Source organism: Methylibium sp., from assembly GCF_013817365.1.
In the GTDB taxonomy this organism is placed as follows: Bacteria; Pseudomonadota; Gammaproteobacteria; order Burkholderiales; family Burkholderiaceae_C; genus Methylibium.
The window spans coordinates 1-2133 of the sequence record NZ_JACDCU010000583.1; the positions used below are offsets into that span (position 1 = coordinate 1).

The 2133-nt window shown below is 65.9% G+C and carries 4 protein-coding genes; all 4 read left to right on the plus strand.

Translation table 11 applies throughout. From position 1 onward, the window contains the following. Window positions 1–134: 134 nt before the first annotated feature. Window positions 135–539 carry a flagellar basal body rod protein FlgB gene (gene flgB / locus H0W38_RS21615; RefSeq protein WP_292458090.1) on the plus strand — a complete coding sequence of 135 codons (405 nt, stop codon included), beginning with the start codon at window positions 135–137 and terminating at the stop codon, window positions 537–539. A gap of 11 nt (window positions 540–550) precedes the next feature. Continuing rightward, on the plus strand, window positions 551–970 hold the full coding sequence (gene flgC / locus H0W38_RS21620; RefSeq protein WP_292458092.1) for a flagellar basal body rod protein FlgC: 420 nt from the start codon (window positions 551–553) through the stop codon (window positions 968–970). Between the two features lie 26 nt (window positions 971–996). Then, on the plus strand, window positions 997–1650 hold the full coding sequence (locus tag H0W38_RS21625) for a flagellar hook assembly protein FlgD (RefSeq protein WP_292458093.1): 654 nt from the start codon (window positions 997–999) through the stop codon (window positions 1648–1650). A gap of 61 nt (window positions 1651–1711) precedes the next feature. Then, window positions 1712–2133: flagellar hook-basal body complex protein (locus H0W38_RS21630; protein WP_292458096.1), on the plus strand; the 422-nt coding region annotated here is incomplete at its 3' end.

Here is a 2133-nt window from a genome sequence, read left to right on the forward strand (position 1 = left end):
ACTCTAAGTGCGGCGTGGCGAGGCTGCGGCGGGAATTGGCGGCGGAAGGCCCCGCTATTCCCGTCAACGTTTTGTACGGTGGCGCTCAAGATTGCTCCATCGCCACCCGAGCGTGGCCGCAGCGGCACACCATCATGTTGGATCGCCTCACCAGTTCGCTGAACTTCCAGACCGAAGCGCTGCTCCTGCGCTCGGAGCGCCAGCGCCTGATCGCCAGCAACATCGCCAACGCCGACACGCCGGGCTACCAGGCCCGCGACATGGATTTCGGCGCGGCACTGCGCGAAGCCACCGGCGCCGCGCAGCCCGGCAATGCCTTATCGGCCACCCGGCCCGGGCACTTGAGCCCGGCGGCAGGCGCACGCAGCGAAACGGGCCTGAAGTACGCCACGCCGAGCCAGACCAACCTCGACAGCAACACCGTCGATATGGACCGCGAGCGCGCGGCCTTCGCCGACAACGCGGTGCACTACGAAGCCACGCTGCGCTTCATCAACGGCAGCGTGCGCATGATGCTCAGCGCCATCACCGGCCAGTAAGGAGAACCTATATGTCGATGTTGAACATCTTCAACGTCAGCGGCAGCGCCGTCAGCGCGCAAAGCCAGCGGCTCAACGTGGTGGCCTCCAACCTGGCCAACGCCGACACCGTGGCCGGCCCCGACGGGCAGGCCTACAAGGCGCGCCAGGTGGTGTTCCAGACGCTGCCGTTCGGACAGCCGGGCGAGGCGGCGGCCACCGCCGCCGGCGTGCAGGTTACGCAGGTCAGCGAAGACCAGACGCCCGGGCGCCGCGTGCTCGATCCCAAGCACCCCAAGGCCGACCTCGACGGCTACGTGACCTACAGCAACGTGAACGCGGTCGAGGAGATGGTCAACATGATCTCGGCCTCGCGCTCCTATCAGAACAACATCGAAGTGATGAACACCGCCAAGACGCTGCTGCTGAAAACGCTGCAGATGGGCCAGTGAACACCGCCTCCCACTGAAAGACCCGCATGGCCTCCACCGATCCCATCAACGGCAGCTCGGCCGCCGCACTCGCCGGCCTTTCCGGCACCAGTGCGGCCAAGAAGGACGACGGCACCGACCGCTTCCTCAAGCTGCTGGTCACGCAGATGCGCAACCAGGACCCGCTCAATCCGATGGACAACGCGCAGGTCACCAGCCAGCTCGCGCAGATCAACACCGTGACCGGCATCGAGCGGCTCAACGAATCGATCAAGTCGATGTCGGGGCAGATGTTCCAGTCGCAGGCGCTGCAGGGCGCGAGCCTCATCGGGCGCGACGTGCTGCTCGAAGGCAACCGGCTCACCGTGGCCGAGGGCAAGGCCACCGCTGGCTTCGAGCTGGCCAGTGCGGCCGACAAGGTGAAGGTCGAGATCCTTTCGCCGGCCGGGCGCGTCATCGACACGGTGGATCTCGGTGCGCAGAACGCCGGGCGCAACGGCTTCGAGTGGGCCGTGCCTGCAGGCGCCAGCACCGACGGCCTCACCTTCCGCGTCGTCGCCAAGAGCGGCGCGGCCGAGCTCACCGGCACGCCGCTCATGACCGACCGTGTTAACGCCGTCAGCACCGGCGGCGACTCGCTCAAGCTCGAACTCGCGCGCAATGGCACGACACCTTACGGCCTGATCAAGGCGATCTCCTGAGCGCTGCGTCGAACGCGCCGCCCACCCCCCTTCACTACTTTCGATCGACGAGGAAACGCAAATGAGCTTCCAGCAAGGTCTGTCCGGTCTCAACGCCTCGAGCAAGAACCTCGAGGTCATCGGCAACAACATCGCCAACGCGCAGACCTTCGGCGCCAAGAGCTCGCGTGCCGAGTTCGCCGACATCTACGCCAACTCGATGAACGGCGCCGGCGGCAACGCCATCGGCATCGGTGTGAATCTGGCGGCCGTGTCCCAGCAGTTCTCGCAGGGCAACATCACCATCACGGAAAACGCGATGGACCTGGCGATCAACGGCCCGGGCTTCTTCCAGGTGACCGACGGCAACAACCCGACCGTCTACACGCGCAACGGCCAGTTCAAGCTCAACCGCGACGGCTTCATCGTCAACAACCAGCAGCAAAGACTGATGGGTTACGCCGCCGACAACCAGGGCGTGATCCAGAGCGGCCAGGCCCGGCC

Coding starts and splice junctions, on each gene's coding strand:
- flgB (WP_292458090.1), top strand. CDS start 135: ATGTTGGATCGCCTCACCAGTTCGCTGAACTTCCAGACCGAAGCGCTG.
- flgC (WP_292458092.1), top strand. CDS start 551: ATGTCGATGTTGAACATCTTCAACGTCAGCGGCAGCGCCGTCAGCGCG.
- H0W38_RS21625 (WP_292458093.1), top strand. CDS start 997: ATGGCCTCCACCGATCCCATCAACGGCAGCTCGGCCGCCGCACTCGCC.